Source organism: Croceifilum oryzae (assembly GCF_030814315.1).
Classification (GTDB): domain Bacteria; phylum Bacillota; class Bacilli; order Thermoactinomycetales; family Thermoactinomycetaceae; genus Baia; species Baia oryzae.
The window spans coordinates 127849-147806 of the sequence record NZ_JAUSUV010000006.1; the positions used below are offsets into that span (position 1 = coordinate 127849).

Consider the following 19958-nt stretch of genomic DNA (forward strand, 5'->3'; position numbering starts at 1 on the left):
GTAGATGCTATTTTGCTCGTTTGTAAAAAGGCGCTTTTACAATTTTGGCGCGCACACGTTTTCCACGAATTTCAATTTCTACTTCTTCTCCTAAAACAGCGCATTCACTTTTAATGAGTGCTAAGCCAATATTAATTTTTAAAGTAGGCGACTGCGTTCCTGTGGTAACTTCACCAATCAGCTCTTCTCCTTGATAGACAGGATAATGAGTACGTGGGATTCCACGATCGATCATTTCCAATCCAACCAGTTTCCGAGGCGCTCCTTGCTCTTTTTGTAGAGCGAGAGCATCACGACCGATATAATCCCCTTTATCCACTTTTACCGCAAAGCCCATTCCCGCTTCGATCGGAGAGATCGTAGCCGAAAGTTCTTGGCCATAAAGAGGGAGCTTTGCTTCAAAACGCAACGTATCTCTAGCGCCTAATCCACATGGAAGTAGCCCATCCTCTTTCCCAGTCTCAAGAAGTAGGTTCCATATAGCAGGAGCATGTTTGCTATCAAAATAGAGTTCAAATCCATCTTCACCTGTGTAACCAGAACGAGAGATAAGGGTAGGAACTCCGCCAATCTGGACATCATTTAGAAATGTAAATGGACGCAGACTACTCAAATCTTCCTCTGTAAGGCGTTGCAGAATCGTTTCCGCAAGCGGTCCTTGTATCGCAATTTGAGCAACCTGTTCCGAAATATGGGTAACGGTTACGTCACCTGTTGTATGCTGATTAATCCAATCCACATCTTTATCGATATTTCCTGCATTAATCACGAGGAGATACTTCTGTTCGCCTGTGCGATAAACCAATAAATCATCCACAGTCCCGCCATCTGGATAACACATTAACGTATACTGAGCCTGCCCGATGGAAATCTTAGATGCATCATTTGTCGTAAGCTTCTGAACTAAAGCTAAGCTATCTGGTCCTGATACTTCCACTTCTCCCATATGCGAAACATCAAATAATCCAGCACGAGTACGAACCGCCTCATGTTCTTCTTTGATGCTCGAAAATTGAACGGGCATTTCCCAACCGCCAAATGGGACCAATTTTGCTTGATCCTTGTACGCGTCAAATAGCGCAGTACGCTTTAATTGCTCCATGACCAGCACCTCCAAATAAAATAGACAGAGCCCTGTTCTTGTCGCACAGTCTCTGTCATGGAACCTGAGAGTTCACCTGAATGCATCATCCAAGTTGCCCCTTGGGTGGCTCGTGATTTTACGGAAGCATCACAAACACTCTCCAGAGTGGCGTCCAGCAAGCCTCCTTTTGCCTGAGAGATTCACTTCTCTTGGGAAGTTTGCTCCTTCGGCGCCGTCGATCAAATAGTTCGATCAACAGTCTCTCCTCTCACCTTCATTCGCCCGAACAATATGTGATCTGTCACGTATATTGTGCCACAACTTACTATACATTTCGATACATTTTTATGATAATTACCGCCACATATGATAAACGTATGAAATGGCATTTTTTATGCATACTAAAAATTGGATAATATGTACACGAAAGGCGGAACAATTCTATGTTTTCCCTACCGATCCATTACGATCGAAGTTGGCTTTCCCAGATGGAACAAAACATTGAACAAGATACCGGGTGGTCTAATTGGGAACGTTTTCAATTAGCCTTAGAAGCGGCCCAAGCGCAAGTTGTCCCTGCCTTTGACAGTATCCTTAGCCTGCAACAGATCTACGGCTTTGAGCCTCTTCGCCATCAAATCGATGTCACGCGGCAAGTGATCCATGAGATGAGAGGTCGCGCGATTCTAGCAGATGAAGTGGGACTAGGTAAAACCATCGAAGCAGGACTCATTTTAAAAGAATATATCATTCGTGGACTCGTAAAAAAGGCATTAATTCTCGTTCCTTCTTCCCTTGTCTTGCAATGGACAAGAGAGTTAAATCAGAAATTCCAGATCCCAGCAGTGGCACAAAAAAAAGCATGGATGTGGGATAAATACGACATCATCGTAGCTTCCATGGATACAGCGAAAAGGGATCCACACCGTGAATTTGTATTAAATAGCGAATACGACCTCTTGATTGTGGACGAAGCCCATAAATTAAAAAATCGACGTACAAAAAACTGGCAGTTTATTAACGAAGTGAAGAAAAAGTTTTGTCTGTTACTTACCGCCACTCCTGTACAAAATGAGATGGAAGAGCTATTTAATCTCGTAACCCTATTAAAACCAGGTCAATTGGGGCGAGAATCACAGTTTAATAGTGAGTTCGTAGCGAGTAAGCGAAAAGCGAAGAACGAAGAACAACTGCGGGATGAAATCAGTCGTGTCCTCATTCGAAATCGAAGAAGAGACGGGGATCTCAATCTAACGAAGCGAATCGTTCATACCATTCCCATCAACCTAACTCCAGAAGAACGCGATTTATATGAAGGAGTCACCCAATTTGTCCGCTCCCGTTTCCAAAACGGAGCAGGCGATCTCAAAAGCATGCTCTCTCTTCTCGTTTTACAAAAAGAAGTGTGTAGTAGTCGCGATGCCGTCTTCCATACCCTCTTTAAACTATTTAAACGTGGAGAGGCAGGGAATGAATCGATTTCTCCTGAAGTGGCGCATCTCGTAGAATTACTTCGCAAGGTAAAGACTTCTTCTAAAGTAGAGGAAGCAGTAAACATTATTCAACAAATCCCAGATAAATTCATCGTTTTTACCGAATATCGGGCTACACAAGAAATGCTTATTCGAGCCTTACAACAACAGGGTATCTCCGCAGTCCCGTATCGCGGAGGATTTAATCGGAATAAGAAAGATTGGATGATGGAACTTTTTCAAAAACGGGCACAGGTAATGGTAGCCACAGAAGCTGGTGGAGAAGGTATTAATCTACAATTTTGCAGCCACATTATTAACTTCGATATGCCGTGGAATCCGATGCGAGTCGAACAACGAATCGGACGTGTTCATCGACTCGGACAAAAGAAGGATGTAAATATCTATAACTTCTCTACTTCAGGAACGATTGAGGAACAGATTATCTGGCTTCTACATGAGAAAATCCAGCTATTCGAAAGTGTCATCGGCGAACTGGAGACCATCCTTGAAAAACTGGAGTCCGAGGAATCTTTGGAACAAAGCCTGATGAAAATTGCCCTTACTTCTGAAGATCCACATCAAATTCGAAATCGCCTTCACTCTCTTTCGGATCAATTTCATCAGAAAAAAGATGAAGTGGTTCGTACCAAACAGGAACAGGATGAACGATTCTATGGATCAACAACAAGTTAGATCTTTTACCGAACGATATCTTCAATATCAACAATGTCAGGTGATTGAATCTGCTCCATCGCATATCTATACTCATCTATCGATCGAAGCAGATAAAGACTTGCTCAATCGCCCGATGTACTGGATGTATGTAGAACGCATGGGATTGCAACCCAATCCTAGCCATCAGTGCTTTATCTTTGATGCTGAGAACCCACCCGCTGATCTAAAAGGGGAGTATGTATTTTTTGGTTGCCCTCGATTTACACAGCTCCTCGATTCGGCACAAAAGCATGGGAAATTTGTGAGAGTGTACCAAGACACAGGTGTTTTTGGCATGGTAAGTCGCCAAACCAAGCCATATTCTCCATGGTTGGTGATTAATTTTTTTGTCTCCTTCGTCTGTGATCGTAAACGGGATGAGATCTGGTCACTAGGAATCGATCTGCAAACGGGGGCGATTCAGGAACAGTTTGATGATCAGATCAAGAATAACAAATGGCTTAGCCGAATACCGGCGAAACGTTATACGGAAGAAGCAAATATGTCGATTTCGGAGGCTGTTGGGGAGTTGGAGTATTATTTGCAAGATCGGTTGCAAAATGGGGAGTTAGCATGGGCGGAGGAAGCAGAGGAACGGTTACAGCAAGAGCTGGCGCAACTGGACCTGTATTTTCCGGATGATATGAGCTTAAGTGAGGAGCAACTTAAGTCAAAGCAGGATAGACGGAGGGAGCTTGTTTGGCAGTATCATCCAAGGGTGGAGACGAGGTTGATTAATGCAGGTCTTTTTTATCGGGATAAGGTGTTTCGTTATCAATGAGAAATACACTTCGTATAATGAGAAATACACCTCATATTGGGTATCAATATGAGGTGTTTGACGTGGGAATCCAGATGGGTGTAGGAAGATAAGTTGGGGTTAGGTGATTGAGTGAGCTTCTTAATCTCTTTCATTACACTTCGACATTTCAATTATTAATTAATTAGAAATACACTATCCCAATCGGGATCATGGTCATGAATCAAATGAATGAATACAAGTGCAATCCCGGCTACGCCGCCTAAGAGCCCGGCGTTAGTATGATACTGCTTGTCTTCATTCATTGGAATGATATCGTAATAGCGAAGAGGAGCCTCTTTGTCGTACATGCTGATCATCTGATCGATGAGACGATCGCGATGTTCTTTAATTTCGTCTACTCCGGTGTCTAAGTACATGCGATGCGTTAGTTGTAGTAATCCTAGTAATCCATGACAAAATGTGGGTGAATCGATTCCCCATATTTCGCTTGGTCGTTTAAATGTGGCTAGGTAGGATTCGATTGCCATTTGTTTGTAGTTTTCATTCTCTAAAGCCTTTCCTACTAAGTAGATGGAACGCGCAACGCCGGGGGAACCGTAGCACCATGCTTCACGATGCTGTACTTTGTCTACTGTCCCTGCTTGGTGACCCTCCAAACTAATTCTGTAGGTCCAAAAAGGGCCATAATCATCAATCAGCTTCCATTGTAATAACCAATCCGTAATACGACGGATCGCTTCCTTCTGTCCGGGCACTTCTACTCCATGGAAAGATGCGATTGATAGTAAGGCTAGGGGTCCGGGAATTCCGTGGGCCAAGCCACAGTTAAAGTTGCCGTTTGGATACTCTTCCTTTTCTTTTTCTAAAAATTGATTCTTCTGTGGCACATGCCATCCGGGGACGATCTGCCCATTAACCTCTTTATCCTGACTTAAAAGCACTAAGTAATGTAAGATTTCTTCTAGCGATTTCCGTAGCTCTGGATGTTCTTTTTGTAGTAATAAATATCGCCCAATTCCAGACCAACCTTGAATCACATCAAATTCCTGCATACGGACGTTGTCTTGTAGATTTTGAATCGATTGTTCCAACATATCCGGATAGCAATCTAGATAATATTGATGTAATTGATCCAGTAGATGTTGATACCTCTCTCCACCTTTAGACAGAGATCGAGCCGCCATGGCCATACTTAGAACTCCGCCCCAAAGGGATAGGGAGGAAAAGCCTGTCTTTTGAATCGATTCTTGCAATGCTCGAAGATGAAGATATCCATGCTCATCCCAGCCAGCTTCGGGAAAGCATCGATCCATCTCACCCAAAAGTAGACATATACTCGGATATCCATCCGCTAAACTCCCATCTTCCCACGAAAAATGCTTTCCACTCCCTAAATCGATCTCATTCCCCTCAGCGTGTACGGTTTGGATCACGTTTTCGGGATCTTTTAGGAGATCAGCAAGCTCCATTAGAATCTCGTTCAATCTCTTAGTTTGCTCTATGTTTATTGTCTTCGTCATGACTCATCTCCGCTTCCCATCATGCATCGTTTTCATCTTCATTCATTACAAAAGAAGAAGCTTGTAAATGATATAAACCAGCATAAATCCCGTCTTCCTTTATTAGCTTCCGATGACTCCCCTGCTCCACTATCTTTCCTTCATCCATCACAATGATCTTGTCTGCAAAGCTCACGGATGAATAACGATGCGTAATAAATATGCCTAGTTTTCCTTTTACGAGATTGTAAAATTTATCAAATACATCCTTCTCTGCTTCTGGATCTAAATAAGAGCTAGGCTCGTCCAATATATAGAGGTCTGCTTTCCTCATAAAAGCTCTAGCAATCGCAATCCGTTGCCATTGCCCTCCAGAAAGTTGATGACCTTCCTCAAACCACAACCCGAGTCGCGTTTCCAGCTGCTGTGGTAACCCTTCTACCATCTCTCGAATTCCCGCTTGATTGGCCGCCTGCAGTAATTCATCATCTTGATCGATTGAATCAATATCGCCAAACCCGATATTATGGCGCGTATCCATCTCATAATGAACAAAATCCTGAAACACAACCCCGATCCTCTTCCGTAGTTCTTCTATATCTAGCTTTCGGATCGAGATACCATTAATCAATATCTCTCCTTGAAAATCATCATAGAGTTGCGTCATTAATTTTAATAAAGTCGTCTTACCCGAACCGTTTTTCCCGACAATCGCAATGGTCTCACCACGACTCAGTGTAAAGCTAATATCTTGCAAAGCAGGTACGTCCCTACCTGGATATTGAAATGTTACATGACGAAATTCCACTGTTTCAATGGTAGAAGCATCGAACTCTAGAGACGATGAGGGGAGTAAAGTAGAACGCTTCCCCTCCAGATCGAGGTAAGCAAATAAGTTTTTCATATACAAATTATGGTTGCATAAAGACAAAATCCCTTGAACGATTCCTTGTGAAGTACCATGAGTCAAGTTAGTCGCTTGAATCATTCCCACTACATTCCCGACTAGTAATTGTCCAACATACGCCGTCCATAAAATGAGTAAAATAACAGCTCCAAGCATCACCTGATAAAAAATTTCAAAGAACAAGGAAATAAGTGATCGTTTCCGAATAAGCTTTTTATCCTCTTCATAAAAACCCTGAAACAACTTTTCATATCTAGCTTTCAAATAGCTGCCTAACTGAAATAACTTTATCTCTTTAAACGTGCTATCCTTCGTTAATAAAAAGCCCAAATACCAAGCCTCTCTCTGCCTAGGTGCTCGCTTATAGCTTAAGATGAACTCCTCCTTGCCTAAGCGCAAGAAAGAAAAAAACGAAGACACAGGAATCAATATCAATAGAGCTGCCACCCACGCATTCCAAGAAACGATCAGTGCTACGGTTGAAAAGAGAGTAATCAAGCTCGTCCCCAGTGTAAAGATGCTACTAAATATTTGATAGGGTCGATAACTTGTCTCTTGTCTAGCTCGTTGTAGTTGATCCTGTATATCTGAGTCTTCAAACGCAGCTAAAGATAGCTGAATGGACTTTTCCATAATCAAGATATTAATGCGATTGGTTAATAACTTCTCAAATAGCGGATTCAAGTAATTTTCAATCAGCACTAAACACTGAGAGAACAAGCCTAAAACGACATAGACCCCAAACGCCCAACCAATCGCTTCAAACGTCCCCTGTTGATGTGATTTTGCAACACTATTAATTAATTCGGTTGTGGCTAACAATGCAACAACAGGGGTCAAACCTTGCAATATATTAATAGCGGCGATGATGAGAAGATATCCTTTATGGGTTTCCCACAGAAGCCGAAAAATTCTAGGCCAGTATGTAATGGAGCGAAGTATATTGGAGAGAGAAATATCTTCTAGCTCTGCATCCTCTTTTTTCACCTTATTCCCCCCTGAAGTGCCGCAAGTTTCGTAACGTATGTCTAGCTAGCGTCATCACTTTATCTTCTTTTTCTCCATCCAATCCAACCAAGCGATTTAAGTGCAAATGAATCACACTCGCAATAATATAATGGAATTTATTATATAAACGTCCTTGCTTCTCGGTCTGCTTCAGACTTGCCGCGTATCGCTTCACATACTCTTTACGCAAATTCAGCAATGGTAGAATCCGCTGACCCTCTTCATCCTGTTGCAAGCCAGCCCAATCATTCATGCTATTCGCTAAACGGAGATACTCTTTCCGATCTTTACGGAAATCTTGTAAATACAGCTTGGGGTTTACGCGACGATCTAACCATAACAGTTGCTCCTCAAATGAAAGATCGAAACTCTCCAGCAAATGGATTACACTAATAGCCCCTAATATCTCCTCACTCATCTGAATCTGACCCCAACGTTTCCAACCAATCCATTCAGAGACGACGATGCTATCCGCTGCAAAAACTTGTTCCACTTCATTCATCAGCTCAAGCCCACCATATCGTTCAACCTCTGGATCATATGTGTCAATAACCAAACGTGTTAAAAGGCCTTCTCCTTTAAGAGACTCCGCCCATTCATATATTTCAGGAATGCCTCTAGTAACAAGCTCTCTCGGGTCTCCATGAAAGCGGAGACGAATATGGGTTTCAGGATCACCGTACCTCATAAAGTAAGAGTAGTCCGACCAGCCTGATTCCTGCACTTGTTGCACAAAATTCTTCAGATAACCGCCAATAAACTCCTCTTGCCGACTACCCAGTCCATATAATTTCAAAAAGAGCCAGTTGCTACCGGGTAAGCTCGTCCGTTCATGAAGATCGATCAAAGGCTTATCCTTCAGTTGATCAATCCGACTAGCTACCTGTTGCCTCCTAGTCCCTTGCTCTTTTTTCGTCGCTTTTTCTTTTTTTATTAAAGGGAACACACACTCCATCACAAAGTGACCGTCCTCCCCTTCCACCCATACATCTGATGGATCATATCCCATCTCTGTCATAACAAGCTGTCCATCCGAGCGTAATTTACCAAAATCCCGGCGTAACTCTTCTGCATGAAGAGGATGGGTTAAATCTAACAAGATTCGGTTATCCTCGACCGTTAAGTAGATAAAACGAGGTACCTTCCACCTTTCACGCCATGCCTGTAGTGCATCAAACCAAGCTTCTGATTCTAGCTTCGAATCGAGCATCGTATCATTTAATAGCCATCTAGCAGGGCTTATGATCGTTCGACCAATTCGCAAACGAGGCAAGAAAGCAGCTCGCTCTAGCGAACCCCATTTAAAAGACATCCACCTTCTCGTACCCTCTACCGATATTTCTTTTAAAAATCGATATACATTGGGAGAACCTGCATGATTCAGCATATGCCCTGTACATGGAATCACTTGTTTTTCTAAAGACTTCGATTTTACATAAAAACCATCCTGCGTACAGCCAACAACCAAGTCAGACAGATCAATCGTCTCAGAAGACTCTTTCGAAGAATTCGTCCCCAATGCAATCTCATAAGGGCGCATATTCTTTGACAACGAAACATTACCAGATCTCCCCGAAGTAGATAAATAGACTAACTCAGCGAAAGCACCATCAGGCTCTTTCTCTTGCTCCAGACGGTGTATATCCTTCCACTGCTCCTCTAATTCCGAATCAAATAGATCGAGAAAACGACCAAATGATTTCCCCGCTCCATCAGACCCTGAATTGGGCGAGATTACTAATTGAAAATCGCCTTGATCCATCGCTTCTGTCGAGGAAGTAGACACCGTAAAATATAGCTCCATCGAAGGCGACGCGTTCTCTTCTCTTTGATTTTCTGGCTCCAATTGTTTTATTTTTTCTTCAGTCAATTCAATTTCAATGTCCCCTGCTACCCAAGATTCGAGCATCCATTGATGCAACAGAGACTCTCTCTTCGTCGAAAACGAAAATGGCTGTGGCATATACGGTCGATGGCTAGGTGGATACTGATAAGTAGCGGGCGCACCTAAACCTTGATCCTCGTCAAGGAGTTCAAGCAACGGAACCTCTTGATAGTAGCCGTACTTCTCCAGAAAATCGCTACGATAAGATTCGAGATGTACATTAGCAGACTGATCCGGAGATAAACGCCATAAACATTCAGCAGTCCGTGCCACTTCTTCTCGAATCGACGTAGAAAGAGCTACCTCTTTTTTACGCACAGCTAAATCTACTTGTAAGGGCGTTTTCACTTCTGCTATTTCTTTCATCTGAGCGGTCAGTTGTAAATACTTCTCTTCTCCCTCTCCAATCGAAAGCTGGTCGTATTCACATAGTTCGTTCGCTAACTCCTGAAGCTGCCTTTTTTGCACTTCCATCCCCTGAACAGCAGATAACTTATCCAATATATAAGCGAATGGTGACTCCACCATAAAAGGAGGGCGTAATTCACTTATTAAAAATTCCTGCTGAAAAAGTTGCCAGACAAATTGTGTGATTTGCTCCTCGCTCGCTTCTGGATAGTCCTTCATCAGTTGATCCGTTACCAGTTGAAACTGGATTGGTTGTTTTGCCAGTTGAAAAACACGCTCTACGACTTCTGTATATCGAACCGAGGCCATCTCCATTTTTCTGTCTTCTTGTCCATACAGCGTCTGATAAGGCAACTTCGCTCTAGATCTGTTTATATAGGTAGCATCATTTACTTGTACCTGAAGTTGTTTTACGATCTCTAGATTTACTTCAAACGATTGTACTACCTTTAACAACCACTCCATATCAGGTCGGGATCGTTTCCGGTAGGTAGATAAAGCCCCCACTTCCATTCGGGACTCCTCTCCAAAAGAACCTGTTGTCACACCCGAGCACAAACCATACGGAGTAGATCTAGTTGTCATGCGCAAAAAATAGCGTAAAAATCCTTTTATCGCTTGATCTTGCTTACGGGGCTGAGTATTATTCGTCAAATTAGGAAGAGATTGGAGGAGAGAGGGGCTGGCAACAGCTAACACTTCTCTGATCCTCTTATCTTGAGATAATGCAACTAATTTGGACAAAGCCTCTTCCCTCATACCCGCCCACTCTGTTGATGAACTTTCTAATGAACGTAAATATAATTCAAAAGGGAGCGAAGGAATTCGTAACATATAAAAATCAAGTGGTTCATATAAATAAGATGATTCTTTCGATTTATTTTCTACTTTATCTATCATTTGTAAAGACATACGAACCTCCAACGGATATACCTTTTATATAAAATAATAATTAATTAATCTATAATTATTATAAATAGCCAAATTGAAATTGATATGGACTTGGATTTTTTACCAACGTTATTTAAACAAAAACATTTCATGACATTCTTCAGCCGACCTGCTTGTTTATGGCTTACAATATAACAATGGAATCGGATAAACCGATTCCATTGTCAATCGTTTATTCATCTATTAGCAAACTTTAGCAGTCTTGCCAGCTCCTCCACAGAAGAACATGGTGCAACCAAAACCTTGTGTTGGCGGTGTTGGTGGTGGGCAATCTGAAGAACAATCGTTTGTTCTAGCACAACGTCCTGATGCTCCACAGTCTGATCCACAAGTTCTTTGTTGCGTCACCAATGGACCTTTATTACCTGTATCAATTGAACTTAATTGTAAATCCAAGTCAAATTTATTGTTAGACATCCATTTCACCTCCCTTTACATTACTTTTCCATATTAAAGCGAATCCAGATAAATTCACACTTCGCAAAGTTGCATTTTTTATATTTCAATTATTATTTTTGCGAAATTTATATTTTAATTACAAAGAAAATGCGACCGAGCACATAGCATGCTTGGTCGCATTTTTCATTTTTCTAAACTCCCTTTCTCCCGCTCCACTCTATCTAAGAAGTCCTTCAAATCCTCCCGAATCAAGTCTTCCCAATAACCCAGACTTACTTCTACTCCATACTCACGCAAATGATTCATTCCGTTTCCATTTACCTGCTCATACGGATCACCAATCCCTATCACCACACGAGCCACTCCTGCATCCGTCAGGGCAACACAGCACGGGCCTGTCCTTCCATAGTGAGCACAAGGTTCCAATGTACAGTACACCGTTGCTCCCTTCGCCTTCTCCCCTGCATCCGCCAACGCATTTATCTCCGCATGTGGTCCACCCAGATGAGAAGTATGTCCTCGCCCCACGATCCTGCCATCCTTCACCACGATCGCCCCGACAGGCGGATTCGTCCCCGTCTTTCCCTGAGCTTTTCGACCTTCCTCTATAGCAATTAGCATGTATTCTAGATCAGTCATACATTTTCAATCCCTTCCTAACAATCATGTAAATAATTATATCCACTCTTTCCCTACTCGATTTCTCGAATAACAAATTTGATTTACCTCTATACAATATACGGACTTTCACAACCATATAAAAGCCTAGTGACAGGTAGTTAATCTAGTCCGTAGTGTCTCATGTAATTCAATAGCATGTTTTATGCCTTTCATGCTTCAGGCCGAATTTTTGTACCCTACCTTTATATGTGCCTTTTCTTTTCACAACAGCGATTCCAGCTTGTTATTTTTCCTTAATCATCGTTCGATCCAACTCACTAAAGGCAGACATAACGGTTAGGATAAACTTTCCTGAGGGAGTCCTTGTATCAATCCCTAAATTGAGTATCATTAGATGGATGCCTCGCTTTTCCAACTCTTCGATAATCTCCAGCAGCTGTTTAGTATTTCTTCCTAGGCGGTCCATTCGAGTAACAACGAGCGTATCTTCTTTTACTAGTTGATCGAGTAGTTGATTTAATGCTTCTTTTTGGCTTTGAACCCCTGAAATAATACAGAAAATCAACACAAAGATAACCAATCAATAAAGTGTACCCTATTGATAAGGATTTATTAAAGGTTTTAGCTACTTTGTAATCTATTTTTAAATTATAGAATTTTCATATTATATTATTGACAGCTTACTCCCCTTAAAATATACTAAGTAGTATAAAATATACTGTTTGGTATATTTATTATAATCAAAAATCATCGATGCCCGAAATATGGAAGTGGGAGGGTTCAATTTATGGTTAAGAAAGTCATGGCAACTTATTTAGCTGTAACTTGTTTACTAACGACTAGCAGTGTCTTTGCATCAGACTCAGAGGATGCTATCCAGCAAAAGATAGCAGAAGCGAATCAAGAAATGCAAGAGGCTTTAAAAAGTGTGCCAAAAGAGAAGCTAGAAGCGGCAAAAAAGGAGTTGGAAAGTTCGCAGAAAACGTACGAAGAATTCCTTCGTAAAGAAGTGAGAGTAGATCCAGTCAAAGTAGCAGAAGCGTTGCGATTAAAATTCAATGATCCAAATATCACGGCGGAAGATGCAAAGAATCTAGGTGCGTTAGGATTCCCTCCCAATCACCATACACGGGGAGATATTTTCATTACGTGGGACAGCAAGACTGTGTACAGACATGGACATGCAGGGATTGGTTCAAAAAGCGAAAGACTCACTGTAGAAGCTTTGCCAGATGGTGGGGTGCAGTATCAATCTCGTAGTAAATGGCCTAGTGACATGAAGAAATGGGCCGCCTATCTCGTTTCAGGCGCGAAGAGCGATGAGTACCAAACAGCCGCCAATTGGGCGGAACATAGCGTTGGGAAGGATTATAGTATTGCCTATTTAAATAAGTGGAGAACAGACGCATATTACTGTTCATCACTTGTCTGGAGATCTTGGTACAATCAGGGTCATGATTTAGATTATGATGGCGGAGGTGCGGTTACTCCGCCTGATATTGATAAGAGTGAAAAAGCAATCGCCTATTATACAAAAGGTTTTTAATGAATCAGTCGGTGGAAGTTCCACCGATATCCTTTTTTAAAAGGGAGTGAATGGAGTTATGGGAAGCAATCCTCGAGTCTGGAAGTTAGGATTATTGTCTATGATGGCGATTTCATTGGCAATGGGATGTCAATCCAATGAATTAAAAGGGGAGTCTGGAGTTATCTTTGCCAACTGTGTTTCAGAAGAGAGTAAATTCGTTAGTTTTGATGAATCGGGTAAGAAAGTGTCAGAAATTCCTTTTGAAGTAAGATGTGCGGATAAAGTGCAATATGATGTATCCGGAGGATACACCTTGCCTGCCGGAAGAGATAAAAAAATTACCCGCATCTCCAAAGAAGGAAAAATAGCAATCGAGAAGGTTCAAGCCACTGTTTCATTTATCAAGGAAACCCCTGAATTGACCGTCATCGGTTACAATAACGATACCCAAAAAAATACGTTAGAGTTTCGAGAAGCAGGAAAGCAACCGACATTCCTTGAATGGAAGGGAATTTTAACCGATGTTCAGGTGGATGAAAAGTATATATATATCCAATCCGACAATATAAATCCAGAAGGTCCTTTTGAGCCTATAGTTCTCGTGGTTGAAAGGAAAAGCAAAAAGGCGATCAAAGAGATTAAATTAGAAGAAAAATATGAGGCAGCTTTATCAACTGAATTGCTGAATGGTAAACTGATCATTCCCTCATATAAAGATCAATCGGTCGCTTCATTAGATGTAAATACATGGAAAGTAGAGAACCATTCCATTCCCTTTACTGCACCAAATATCGTAGCCAAACATAAGGATCGCTTGTTTGTGGTGAATGCTCAGGGAGAGTTGGCAGAACTGGATCAACAAATGAAGGTGGTCAAACATAAGAAGATTAGCTCGTACAATATCGTAAGCATGCGTGTTTTTCCAGACGGTCTGTATCTTCTCAGACAGGATCACAATCAAAAGAATACAAAATCAAGTGGTTCGGTTGAAATATACGATCTGAATAGCTGGGAACTGAAGAAGAAAATCACATTGCCAGATGAAGAAATGGTCGCATTAGATGTGATTCGATTGAAGAAATAAGCATGTTGGCGGTTTGATGGAAAGACAGTCGTTGGAACTTTGGTGTCCTTAGGATTACTATTTACTTCTTTTCCGTTGGACCGGTTTCTGCTAGACCTTGAATGCCTATGCAAATAAAAACAGGAGAGATTTTTCCATGACTACCCTTCTAAAAAAAATAATGTCAGCATTACTATCTTCTTCTTGGGCTATCCTGATAGTGCCGATAGTAGAAGTTTTAAGTAGAAATAATGGCAAATTTCCCTTCGATACGCTAGGTACGATGTTTTCTCTTGGTTTTTTGGTTCTTGTCATAGTCACTCCTGTAACTTTCATTTTCGGAATTCTTGCTTCGTGGATTATCGACATAACGACACGCAAATGGGCAAACCGTCCTTTCTTCCGATTAATGGGTTACCTTCTCTTCGCAACCTTGTCCGGTATCGCCACTAATGATGATCAATTCTTATTCTTATGCTATGTTTCAGGTTTCACAGTCTCTATCCTTTTTTTTATAAGCAATGAATTTCTATCGCAAAAAAAGAATTGGCCACCAAGCACTCAAGTATGGCTCATACTTCTCATTCCTTATCTGTTCTTATTCTCACTATTCTTATGCCATTATTTCAGAATTTTATATTAGAGAGGACAGAGGGAAGATGTCGAAACAACAAAAACGAACTTCTACCACGATAAAGAGAATCAAAAATGCAGGTCTTCGCTTATTCGCTCAACTTGGGTATCATGCCACCAGCATAGATGAGATCGTGGAGGAGGCTGGATATACAAAGGGTGCGTTTTATGGCCATTTCAAAGGTAAGGAAGAATTGTTCTTAGCAATCATGGATGAGCGGATGGCCATGCATCAAACAGAAATTATGAAGTCCTTTCAAGTTCATGAAGAAGATGGGTTGAACGCAATCGCACGCCAATTGGAATACGTCATACAACAGGCACAAGATGATTCATGGGCATCCATTTACTTCGAGTTTTTAGCGAACACTCGTAGAAACCCCGAAGTGCAGAAGAAACTTGCTCTGATGTACAGCAATTGGCGAGAGTTTGTAACGGGCTTTTTTCAGAGTCTGCAAGAGAAAGGGCTTGTTCAAATTAATATAGATATACAACTACTGGCCACCACCACGATTGCTCTCTTTGATGGTTTTAATATTCAATCGTATGTCGATCCAAACGTAGATCCCAGTAAACAAATTCAGATTATCTCTCATCTTTTAGGAGTTGAGCAGACATCTGCAAACTAGCGATTACCGATGATCAGAACGAGTACGGATGAATCTGTATAAATGTTAAAATGACTTGAGAATCGATCAGGAACTCAGGTCATTTTAATGATATAAGCTACTTTCAATTTAATAGTGATCCTGTAATTCTGTTGGGTTTAAACATTCCATACGGATTGACATGATTATAGAACAGAGGTGTTAATCCTCTATTTTGCCATCACACTTCTCCTTTATGATATCTGTCTCTATCACTCCACTCAAATTATAACTTAATAAACAGAATAAGAAAGTAATAACCATTTCCGCACACAAAAAAGAACTAGGGCTCTCACCCCAGCTCTTCTCATCACTTCATTTATAACCTATGGTAGCCAATATTTCTCTGTTGCTGTTCCTTGATAACGATTCTGCGAATCATGGAAGTCAAAACGTAGCTCTTGTAGGTTTGGGAATTTAAGATACTTCACATATCTATGTACAATCCAGCCAGAAAAAGCTTTTGAATTCTTGAGGTATTTCTCTCCGAGATGCTTAGGCAAAAGAAGAGGACCTGGAGCATCCATAGCTCCCTCAGGTGCTAGGCGGAGATATACTTCTCCATCTTTCACAAATAGGTCTTTGGTGTTTAGCCAATCAGATCCTACATATTTGTAATCTTCTGGTTTACTTATTTGTTCTTGAGCAACTGTGGAATTTGCTACTGAATCCTTAGCATAGCTTGTCCCTGCGAAAGTGAAACTAAGAGCCGCCACACCTGCTACAACCAACCCTGCTAATCGGATCGATTTCTTCATATTGTTTCCCTCCAATTTGTTTATTAACAACATTTCAATTGTATAATTTTTATAAAAGTTCGTCTAGTAATAAAAAATTTTATTTTTACACAAAATTTACACATAAGAATCGAGTAAATCGTACACCTATCGAAAAAAGAAAAAAAGAACTAGAGCCCCCACCCTAAGTTCTTTTCGATTCCTACATATAATTGATCCAAAAATTGCTTCGTTCTGGCATGAGTCGGATGCCCAAACACTTCATCTGGTGTCCCTGTCTCGATGATTTTCCCATCATCCATAAAAATCACTCGATCCGCGACATCCCGGGCAAAGTTCATCTCATGGGTCACGATCATCATGGTTTGGGTCTTATCTTTCGTTAGCTCACGGATAATAGCGAGCACGCCTCCTACTAACTCTGGATCGAGGGCGGAAGTAGGTTCATCTAGTAATAGTACAGATGGATTCATCGCTAGTGCTCTCGCAATCGCTACTCTTTGTTGCTGTCCACCAGATAGTTGAATCGGAAAGGCATCTTTCTTTTGGGAAAGGCCTACTTTTTCAAGCAGTCCTTTCACTTGAATAGAAGCGGCTTCTTTACTCATCCCCTGCACTGTAACAAGCCCTTCCATCACATTTTGCAACGCAGTAAGATGCGGGAACAAGTTAAAGCTTTGGAAAACCATTGACGTTTGGGAGCGAAGGGATCGTATTTCTTTGTCTTTTGGTTTTTTGCCATTAAATTTTAATGTATGAGTACCGATTTTTATTGAACCAGCAGTTGGCGTTTCTAAACCATTTAAACAACGAAGGAAAGTTGATTTACCAGACCCACTTGGTCCAATAATTGCGATTACCTCCCCTTTCTCCACCGCTAAATCAATCTCATGTAACACATCTAATTTACCGAAGCTTTTGCGTAGCTTCTTCACTTCAATCAATGAATTCATCCCCATCTAGTTATTTGTAAAACGATTGTAATGCTTCTCTAATCTTTCTTGCAGGGCATTCAGAATCGTACAGATCACCCAGTAATAAAGGGCTACGATTAGATAAACCGTCATGTAATCGTATGACCTTCCTCCAACAATTTTCGCGTAGTAAAGCATCTCTGGTACTGTAATGACCGTCAAGAGCGAAGTATCTTTTACAAGGCTTAGAAAACTATTCATTAAAGATGGAAGCGCCACCCGAGCTGCCTGTGGAAGAATGACTCGGCGCATCGTCTGCCGATAACTCATATTTAAAGAGGTCGCTGCCTCCCATTGTCCACGAGGGATAGAGAGAATCGCACCACGAATCGTCTCTGAAGCATACCCACCAACAGAAGCGGTTAATCCAATAATCGCGACCGTAATCGGCTCCAAGGTAATTCCAATCACAGGGAGACCAAAGTACAAGATAAATAATTGCACTAATAACGGTGTACCACGAATAATCGAGATGTAGACTCTAGCTGGATAACGAAGCAACCGATACGGCGACATACGAGCGATCGCCACAACTAATGCCAATAGTAGTCCCAATATCATCGTGACCACACTAATCCACATCGTGTTCCAAAGACCATTTTTTAAGATATATGGAGCAGATTCTTTGGCAAGTTGCCAGTCAAATAATTGCTCCCATTGGATGCTAGATAAAAGGTTCATTATAAAGACTCCTATAGATCAAGTAAGAAACATACATTATTCATAGTAAGTTTATCGGATTTTGTTTAAAAAGAAAAGGATTAAATAGGACTGAGATTGAAAGATACCCATCATACATAATAAAAGAGCTAGGGCCGGAACACGCACCCTAGCTCGAAATGGTGACAATGTTAAAATTCCATGCGATTATGACCATTTCACTATCAATATAAATTTATTATTTCCCTATATATACAGATTTAACAAGCGTTCGTTCAAATGACTTTCCTGATTTCTTTTTGCCAGTTACTTGAACCGTAATATTATATAGACCCGGCTTTACATCAGTAGGTAGCGGTACTGTATATTCATTTGATGAACGAACATCTCTCTTCATCCGTGACTGGTAACCTTTTTCCTGTAGTTGCTGCTTTACTTCTTTCCCCTCTGAATCGATTACCTTCACATCTACATTCATCGATCCCGAATCATAATTCTCCGATTGGTTCATTTTTAGCTTCAATGAAGACTCTTTTGTACTTTCCGGGCTAGGAAGATCTAGCGAAAGATCTTGTGAACCCTTATAGCTGGTAACAAGGAAGTAGGCATCTTTACTCGGACTTTGGATTCGAACTTTCCAATTACCAGTCTCTTCACCCTTTAACTGAAAGCTTTGATCTGTCACATCACCAAAAAGTTCATCACCTTTCGCTAACACATAGTTACTGCTGCTTTTATCGTATACTTTCCCTGAAGGAGATTGTAACGTTACTTTCACATCAGGTGATTTTGTCATGATCTGCACAGTTGCTTCTTTTGCATCAATCGAAATTGATTTCTCGATCGGTTGATTTGCTGATAATGACCCACCTGCAAGAGACTGGTCAGCCGCTTGAGTCGATGGAGTCGGCTTCGGCATTGCTTGACTGAATGCCATTTTCGGTGATTTCGTAGGAGCGGCACTACGTAAAACAGGTTCCATTAATTGAAACGAGACAGAGCCCTTGCGGATACTATCATGGTCAGCAGGGATCGTAAATAAATGGGTGCCATACGGTAAATATGTACTCGATATATTAACAAGCCCATCATTTTCGCCATAACTGGATAAAGTAAGCCCCGCTAGCCAAAGCGCTGATGCAGAAGGGCCCCAACTCGTTCCAGCTGTAGTATAGTAATCATTTTTCATCACATTTGGATGATGATCCGTTTGTTTGCGAAACTTCTCCATCTCTCCTGTTTGTAGCGAGTAAGCTCCAGCATCTTGCTCTCCAACTAATTTGGTTAACCAACTCGCATACCAACTATAAGCCATATCTGCTAAGTGGGATCCATAGTTTGGAGAACCTAATGTTACGATTTTACCCACATATGGATACGCATTATAGTGAACCAATGCGGCTTGGGCATCAATTCCGCCTTTACTGTGTGCAACGATATTTACTTTTTGACCATAATGCTGAGAAATCTCTTTTAAAGACTTCGCTAGCAACTGACCGTTATCATAGGGGCTCGCTGTACCTTTGCCTGCAGAGTCGTGCAAGTGAACAAATACTGTACGATATCCAGCATTATATGCCATCTCATACATGTCATTGATCCCATGATACTCTGTCTTGCTCCACCAGTCTTGAGCATGCCTGCTTCTACCTTGGACGAATACAACAGGCGGCTTGTTCAAATCTACATTCGGAGGTATAGCTCCTAGCTGCCATGTTCCGGGCGTCTCTGTTAATTGAAAACCGGCAATTTCTTTAGGGGTAGGTAACGTAACACGATCTTCAGCTCGCACCTGATTAATCGGAAAAAGAGTACCCATAAAAAGAAGAAATGAAACGAGTATTCTAGATAATTTCGACATAATAGAATATCCTTTCTGGATTAATTTATATAATATTTTTATGTATTATCATAACGCGAATAAACTAGATTGGCTAGTAGACATTTCATTACAAAATAAAAAATGCCGGCAGTCCTCTACTCCAATAAAATGAGCGAGTCC

Annotated in this window: 15 protein-coding genes, 1 pseudogene and 1 riboswitch; of the genes and pseudogenes, 5 read left to right on the forward strand and 11 right to left on the reverse strand. The window is 41.2% G+C overall.

The genetic code is table 11. The features are described 5' to 3' along the window. Positions 1 to 7: 7 nt before the first annotated feature. Positions 8 to 1102, reverse strand: coding sequence for a glycine cleavage system aminomethyltransferase GcvT (gene gcvT, locus J2Z48_RS07945; RefSeq protein ID WP_307252485.1), 1095 nt, complete (start codon positions 1100 to 1102; stop codon positions 8 to 10). A 151-nt stretch (positions 1103 to 1253) separates the two neighbouring features. Beyond that, positions 1254 to 1362: riboswitch (glycine riboswitch) on the reverse strand. A gap of 165 nt (positions 1363 to 1527) precedes the next feature. Between gcvT and J2Z48_RS07950 the strand changes: the two genes are divergently transcribed. Both J2Z48_RS07950 and J2Z48_RS07955 read left to right on the forward strand, forming a co-directional pair. Next, complete coding sequence (locus J2Z48_RS07950; RefSeq protein WP_307252486.1) at positions 1528 to 3252, forward strand: DEAD/DEAH box helicase; 1725 nt, start codon at positions 1528 to 1530, stop codon at positions 3250 to 3252. Next, on the forward strand, positions 3233 to 4054 hold the full coding sequence (locus J2Z48_RS07955; RefSeq protein ID WP_307252487.1) for a YqhG family protein: 822 nt from the start codon (positions 3233 to 3235) through the stop codon (positions 4052 to 4054). The genes J2Z48_RS07950 and J2Z48_RS07955 overlap by 20 nt, the downstream gene beginning before the upstream one ends. A gap of 155 nt (positions 4055 to 4209) precedes the next feature. Here the strand turns inward: J2Z48_RS07955 and J2Z48_RS07960 are convergent, their stop codons facing one another. The 6 genes and pseudogenes from J2Z48_RS07960 to J2Z48_RS07985 form a co-directional block, all read right to left on the reverse strand. Further along, positions 4210 to 5556 (reverse strand): lanthionine synthetase C family protein, encoded by a 1347-nt coding sequence (locus J2Z48_RS07960; protein WP_307252488.1) that lies wholly within the window; start codon positions 5554 to 5556, stop codon positions 4210 to 4212. Positions 5557 to 5575: 19 nt separating this feature from the next. Further along, positions 5576 to 7429, reverse strand: coding sequence for an ABC transporter ATP-binding protein (locus J2Z48_RS07965; protein ID WP_307252489.1), 1854 nt, complete (start codon positions 7427 to 7429; stop codon positions 5576 to 5578). A gap of 1 nt (position 7430) precedes the next feature. Then, positions 7431 to 10655, reverse strand: a complete 3225-nt coding sequence (locus tag J2Z48_RS07970; RefSeq protein ID WP_307252490.1) for a lantibiotic dehydratase — start codon at positions 10653 to 10655, stop codon at positions 7431 to 7433. 222 nt (positions 10656 to 10877) lie between these two features. Further along, on the reverse strand, positions 10878 to 11111 hold the full coding sequence (locus J2Z48_RS07975) for a hypothetical protein (RefSeq protein ID WP_307252491.1): 234 nt from the start codon (positions 11109 to 11111) through the stop codon (positions 10878 to 10880). A gap of 165 nt (positions 11112 to 11276) precedes the next feature. Beyond that, on the reverse strand, positions 11277 to 11732 hold the full coding sequence (gene ribD / locus J2Z48_RS07980; RefSeq protein WP_307252492.1) for a bifunctional diaminohydroxyphosphoribosylaminopyrimidine deaminase/5-amino-6-(5-phosphoribosylamino)uracil reductase RibD: 456 nt from the start codon (positions 11730 to 11732) through the stop codon (positions 11277 to 11279). A 126-nt stretch (positions 11733 to 11858) separates the two neighbouring features. After that, a pseudogene (locus tag J2Z48_RS07985) lies at positions 11859 to 12264 on the reverse strand (recombinase family protein); the annotation flags it as partial. A gap of 237 nt (positions 12265 to 12501) precedes the next feature. On the opposite strand from J2Z48_RS07985, the gene J2Z48_RS07990 reads away from it, so the two are divergent. From J2Z48_RS07990 to J2Z48_RS08000, 3 genes are all read left to right on the forward strand, one after another. After that, on the forward strand, positions 12502 to 13260 hold the full coding sequence (locus J2Z48_RS07990; RefSeq protein ID WP_307252493.1) for a YiiX/YebB-like N1pC/P60 family cysteine hydrolase: 759 nt from the start codon (positions 12502 to 12504) through the stop codon (positions 13258 to 13260). A gap of 58 nt (positions 13261 to 13318) precedes the next feature. Continuing rightward, complete coding sequence (locus J2Z48_RS07995; RefSeq protein ID WP_307252494.1) at positions 13319 to 14326, forward strand: hypothetical protein; 1008 nt, start codon at positions 13319 to 13321, stop codon at positions 14324 to 14326. Positions 14327 to 14964: 638 nt separating this feature from the next. Beyond that, on the forward strand, positions 14965 to 15567 hold the full coding sequence (locus tag J2Z48_RS08000; RefSeq protein WP_307252495.1) for a TetR/AcrR family transcriptional regulator: 603 nt from the start codon (positions 14965 to 14967) through the stop codon (positions 15565 to 15567). Positions 15568 to 15911: 344 nt separating this feature from the next. Here the strand turns inward: J2Z48_RS08000 and J2Z48_RS08005 are convergent, their stop codons facing one another. From J2Z48_RS08005 to J2Z48_RS08020, 4 genes are all read right to left on the reverse strand, one after another. Next, positions 15912 to 16343: a hypothetical protein gene (locus J2Z48_RS08005; protein ID WP_307252496.1), complete on the reverse strand. Its 432-nt coding sequence runs from the start codon at positions 16341 to 16343 to the stop codon at positions 15912 to 15914. A 149-nt stretch (positions 16344 to 16492) separates the two neighbouring features. Then, a complete protein-coding gene (locus J2Z48_RS08010) occupies positions 16493 to 17266 on the reverse strand; it encodes an amino acid ABC transporter ATP-binding protein (protein ID WP_307252497.1) in 774 nt (257 codons plus the stop codon). Between the two features lie 15 nt (positions 17267 to 17281). Next, a complete protein-coding gene (locus tag J2Z48_RS08015) occupies positions 17282 to 17977 on the reverse strand; it encodes an amino acid ABC transporter permease (protein ID WP_307252498.1) in 696 nt (231 codons plus the stop codon). A 217-nt stretch (positions 17978 to 18194) separates the two neighbouring features. Further along, the gene (locus J2Z48_RS08020; RefSeq protein WP_307252499.1) at positions 18195 to 19817 is read right to left on the reverse strand and encodes an esterase/lipase family protein; all 1623 of its coding nucleotides are present in this window, start codon (positions 19815 to 19817) and stop codon (positions 18195 to 18197) included. Between the last annotated feature and the right edge of the window lie 141 nt (positions 19818 to 19958).